2 tRNA genes and 3 rRNA genes are annotated in these 5195 nt (G+C 47.5%); all 5 read left to right on the forward strand.

What is annotated here, in order from left to right:
* Positions 1-27: 27 nt before the first annotated feature.
* The 5 genes from PMI13_RS11675 to rrf all read left to right on the forward strand — a co-directional run bounded on the left by PMI13_RS11675 (position 28) and on the right by rrf (position 5174).
* Positions 28-1544, forward strand: a 16S ribosomal RNA gene (locus PMI13_RS11675).
* A 208-nt stretch (positions 1545-1752) separates the two neighbouring features.
* Positions 1753-1826 (forward strand) — tRNA-Ile (locus tag PMI13_RS11680).
* Between the two features lie 88 nt (positions 1827-1914).
* Positions 1915-1991: transfer RNA gene (locus tag PMI13_RS11685), tRNA-Ala, on the forward strand.
* A gap of 153 nt (positions 1992-2144) precedes the next feature.
* Positions 2145-4902 (forward strand): 23S ribosomal RNA (locus tag PMI13_RS11690).
* A gap of 164 nt (positions 4903-5066) precedes the next feature.
* Positions 5067-5174: ribosomal RNA gene (gene rrf / locus PMI13_RS11695) — 5S ribosomal RNA — on the forward strand.
* The 16S, 23S and 5S rRNA genes sit together here with 2 tRNA genes alongside, the layout of an rRNA operon.
* Positions 5175-5195: the final 21 nt, after the last annotated feature.

Below are 5195 nucleotides of genomic sequence, written 5' to 3' on the forward strand. Positions count from 1 at the left end.
AAAACTTTGAGTGAGTCAGACAAACATACAATGGAGAGTTTGATCCTGGCTCAGGATGAACGCTAGCGGGAGGCCTAACACATGCAAGCCGAGCGGTATGATTTCTTCGGGAATCAGAGAGCGGCGTACGGGTGCGGAACACGTGTGCAACCTGCCTTTATCAGGGGGATAGCCTTTCGAAAGGAAGATTAATACCCCATAAAATATAAAGTGGCATCACTTAATATTGAAAACTACGGTGGATAAAGATGGGCACGCGCAAGATTAGATAGTTGGTGAGGTAACGGCTCACCAAGTCATTGATCTTTAGGGGGCCTGAGAGGGTGATCCCCCACACTGGTACTGAGACACGGACCAGACTCCTACGGGAGGCAGCAGTGAGGAATATTGGACAATGGGTTAGCGCCTGATCCAGCCATCCCGCGTGAAGGATGACGGCCCTATGGGTTGTAAACTTCTTTTGTATAGGGATAAACCTACCCTCGTGAGGGTAGCTGAAGGTACTATACGAATAAGCACCGGCTAACTCCGTGCCAGCAGCCGCGGTAATACGGAGGGTGCAAGCGTTATCCGGATTTATTGGGTTTAAAGGGTCCGTAGGCGGATCTGTAAGTCAGTGGTGAAATCTCATAGCTTAACTATGAAACTGCCATTGATACTGCAGATCTTGAGTAAGGTAGAGGTAGCTGGAATAAGTAGTGTAGCGGTGAAATGCATAGATATTACTTAGAACACCAATTGCGAAGGCAGGTTACCATGTCTCAACTGACGCTGATGGACGAAAGCGTGGGGAGCGAACAGGATTAGATACCCTGGTAGTCCACGCTGTAAACGATGCTAACTCGTTTTTGGGCTTTCGGGTTCAGAGACTAAGCGAAAGTGATAAGTTAGCCACCTGGGGAGTACGAACGCAAGTTTGAAACTCAAAGGAATTGACGGGGGCCCGCACAAGCGGTGGATTATGTGGTTTAATTCGATGATACGCGAGGAACCTTACCAAGGCTTAAATGGGAATTGACAGGTTTAGAAATAGACTTTTCTTCGGACAATTTTCAAGGTGCTGCATGGTTGTCGTCAGCTCGTGCCGTGAGGTGTTAGGTTAAGTCCTGCAACGAGCGCAACCCCTGTCACTAGTTGCCATCATTAAGTTGGGGACTCTAGTGAGACTGCCTACGCAAGTAGAGAGGAAGGTGGGGATGACGTCAAATCATCACGGCCCTTACGCCTTGGGCCACACACGTAATACAATGGCCGGTACAGAGGGCCGCTACACAGCGATGTGATGCAAATCTCGAAAGCCGGTCTCAGTTCGGATTGGAGTCTGCAACTCGACTCTATGAAGCTGGAATCGCTAGTAATCGCGCATCAGCCATGGCGCGGTGAATACGTTCCCGGGCCTTGTACACACCGCCCGTCAAGCCATGGAAGTCTGGGGTACCTGAAGTCGGTGACCGTAACAGGAGCTGCCTAGGGTAAAACAGGTAACTAGGGCTAAGTCGTAACAAGGTAGCCGTACCGGAAGGTGCGGCTGGAACATCTCATTTTAGAGCGTTGAAGAACGTAAAACAATATAAGTATCGCAAGATACAAAGTACTTACTTAAAGAAAAGCTTTAGTTTTTTATTTGGTTGATATATAAAAATACAAACCCACTAGAAATTAGTAAAGGGAAGAGATACAAGAGGAAAGATAAAGAAGAAAGACCATGTAAGTCTGATATCTGAAATCTTGAATCTACAAGTCTAAAGAGACAGTCTCGTAGCTCAGCTGGTTAGAGCGCTACACTGATAATGTAGAGGTCGGCAGTTCGAGCCTGCCCGAGACTACTAATTGCAAAGACGGGAAGATATAAGATATGAGAGGTCAGACATTAAGTCTGAGATCAGGGATCTGATATCTGAAGTCTGACTAGAGGGGGAATTAGCTCAGCTGGCTAGAGCGCCTGCCTTGCACGCAGGAGGTCAAGGGTTCGACTCCCTTATTCTCCACCATTATAGATGGTTTATTATTAAAAAAGCAGATAGAGCCAAAAACAATATTTGCGGGATAGACTTGAAATAGAAAAAAGATCATTGACATTAACGGTAAAGACATCACAAAGAGAAAACCGAGCACTTACGAGTGCTTGAGTAACCAAAAATAGGAAAGAAATCGTTAAGGGCGTATGGCGGATGCCTAGGCTTTCAGAGGCGAAGAAGGACGTGGTAAGCTGCGAAAAGCTCGGGGGATTGGCACACACGAATAGATCCCGAGATGTCCGAATGGGGCAACCCAATACATTGAAGATGTATTACTCTAATTTATTAGAGAGCAAACCAGGAGAACTGAAACATCTAAGTACCCTGAGGAAAAGAAATCGAAGAGATTCCGTAAGTAGTGGCGAGCGAACGCGGATTAGCCCAAAAGTCTTTATATATTTAGAAGAACGTTCTGGAAAGAACGGCCGTAGACGGTGATAGCCCGGTATTCGAAAGGTATATTTGGATGATAAATGAGTATGGCGGGACACGTGAAATCCTGTCTGAATATGGGGGGACCATCCTCCAAGGCTAAATACTCCTGAAAGACCGATAGTGAACAAGTACTGTGAAGGAAAGGTGAAAAGCACTTCGAATAGAAGGGTGAAATAGAACCTGAAACCGTACGCCTACAAGCGGTCGGAGCCCACAAGTTGGGTGACGGCGTGCCTTTTGCATAATGAGCCTACGAGTTAATTTTACTAGCGAGGTTAAGGTATTAAGTACCGGAGCCGGAGCGAAAGCGAGTCTGAATAGGGCGTATAGTTAGTAGGATTAGACGCGAAACCTTGTGATCTACCCATGGGCAGGTTGAAGCTCTGGTAACACAGAGTGGAGGACCGAACCGGTTGACGTTGAAAAGTCTTCGGATGACCTGTGGGTAGGGGTGAAAGGCCAATCAAACTGGGAGATAGCTCGTACTCCCCGAAATGCATTTAGGTGCAGCGTCGTGTATAGTTTATTAGAGGTAGAGCTACTGATTGGATGCGGGGGTTTCACCACCTACCAATTCCTGACAAACTCCGAATGCTAATAAATTTTTTGCGGCAGTGAGGGCATGGGTGCTAAGGTCCATGTCCGAGAGGGAAAGAACCCAGACCAACAGCTAAGGTCCCCAAATATATGCTAAGTTGAAGCAACGCGGTTGAACTGCATTGACAGCTAGGATGTTGGCTTGGAAGCAGCCATTCATTTAAAGAGTGCGTAACAGCTCACTAGTCGAGCGGTTCGGCATGGATAATAATCGGGCATAAGCATATTACCGAAGCTATGGATTTATAATTAATTATATCTGGTAGGGGAGCATTCTATTTGCGCCGAAGCAGTATCGCGAGGTATTGTGGAGCGGATAGAAAAGAAAATGTAGGCATAAGTAACGATAAAGGGGGCGAGAAACCCCCTCACCGAAAGACTAAGGTTTCCTCAGCCATGCTAATCAGCTGAGGGTTAGTCGGGACCTAACGCGCACCCGAAAGGGGAAGTGGATGGACAATGGGTTAATATTCCCATACTTGCTCACACTAAAAAGGGGACGGAGTGCCGTACTTACTGGAGACTGACGGAATAGTCAAGACCTAGCCTTCGGGCGAAGTTGCTGTAAGGAAAGTGCTTCCAAGAAAAGCCGAAGTGAAGCAACCCGTACCAAAACCGACACAGGTAGTCGAGGAGAGAATCCTAAGGTGCTCGAGTGAGTCGTGGCTAAGGAACTAGGCAAAATAGTCTCGTAACTTCGGAAGAAGAGACGCCAGCAGCAATGCTGGCCGCAGTGAAGAGGCCCAGGCGACTGTTTATCAAAAACACAGGACTCTGCTAAATCGAAAGATGCTGTATAGGGTCTGACACCTGCCCGGTGCTGGAAGGTTAAGGAAGGGCGTTAGGGTAACCGAAGCGTTTGACTGAAGCCCCAGTAAACGGCGGCCGTAACTATAACGGTCCTAAGGTAGCGAAATTCCTTGTCGGGTAAGTTCCGACCTGCACGAATGGTGTAACGATCTGGGCACTGTCTCAGCCACGAGCTCGGTGAAATTGTAGTATCGGTGAAGATGCCGATTACCCGCAATGGGACGAAAAGACCCTGTGAACCTTTACTATAACTTCGTATTGACTTTGAGTAAGTAATGTGTAGGATAGGTGGGAGACTTTGAAGCAGGCACGCTAGTGTTTGTGGAGTCAACGTTGAAATACCACCCTTTACTTACTTGGAGCCTAACTTCTTTAAGAAGGACATTGCGTGGTGGGTAGTTTGACTGGGGTGGTCGCCTCCAAAAGAGTAACGGAGGCTTTCAAAGGTACCCTCAGCACGCTTGGTAACCGTGCGTAGAGTGTAATGGCATAAGGGTGCTTGACTGTGAGACCTACAAGTCGATCAGGTGCGAAAGCAGGACATAGTGATCCGGTGGTTCCGTATGGAAGGGCCATCGCTCATAGGATAAAAGGTACTCCGGGGATAACAGGCTAGTCTCCCCCAAGAGCTCACATCGACGGGGAGGTTCGGCACCTCGATGTCGGCTCGTCACATCCTGGGGCTGGAGAAGGTCCCAAGGGTTGGGCTGTTCGCCCATTAAAGTGGCACGCGAGCTGGGTTCAGAACGTCGTGAGACAGTTCGGTCTCTATCTATTGCGGGCGTTAGATGTTTGAGAGGACTTGATTCTAGTACGAGAGGACCGAATTGAACAAACCTCTGGTGTATCAGTTGTACCGCCAGGTGCACCGCTGAGTAGCTATGTTTGGAAGAGATAAGCACTGAAAGCATATAAGTGCGAAACTCGCCTCAAGATGAGACATCTTTTAAGGGTCGTGGGAGATGACCACGTTGATAGGCTACAGGTGTAAAGTTGGTAACAACATAGCCGAGTAGTACTAATTACCCGTAGATTTATAGCCTATGGCTACTGTATAAAAGCCTTGTAAGTGCAAGAAAGGTTTTGTCTTTGTGAAAGTTTTTATCGCTTAAAACAGATGTCAGAGAGAAGACATCAGATAGCAGACTGATAATAATACTTAAGTCTGGAATCTCATCTCAGTTCTGATATCTTATATACCTTCTTTAGGGTGGTTTTAGCGGTGGGGCTCACCTGTTCCCATTCCGAACACAGAAGTTAAGCCCACCAGCGCCGATGGTACTGCGAAAGCGGGAGAGTAGGTCGCCGCCAGTTTTTATAAAAAAGTCTCACAGA

The organism is Chryseobacterium populi (assembly GCF_000282115.1).
Taxonomy (GTDB): Bacteria; Bacteroidota; Bacteroidia; order Flavobacteriales; family Weeksellaceae; genus Chryseobacterium; species Chryseobacterium populi.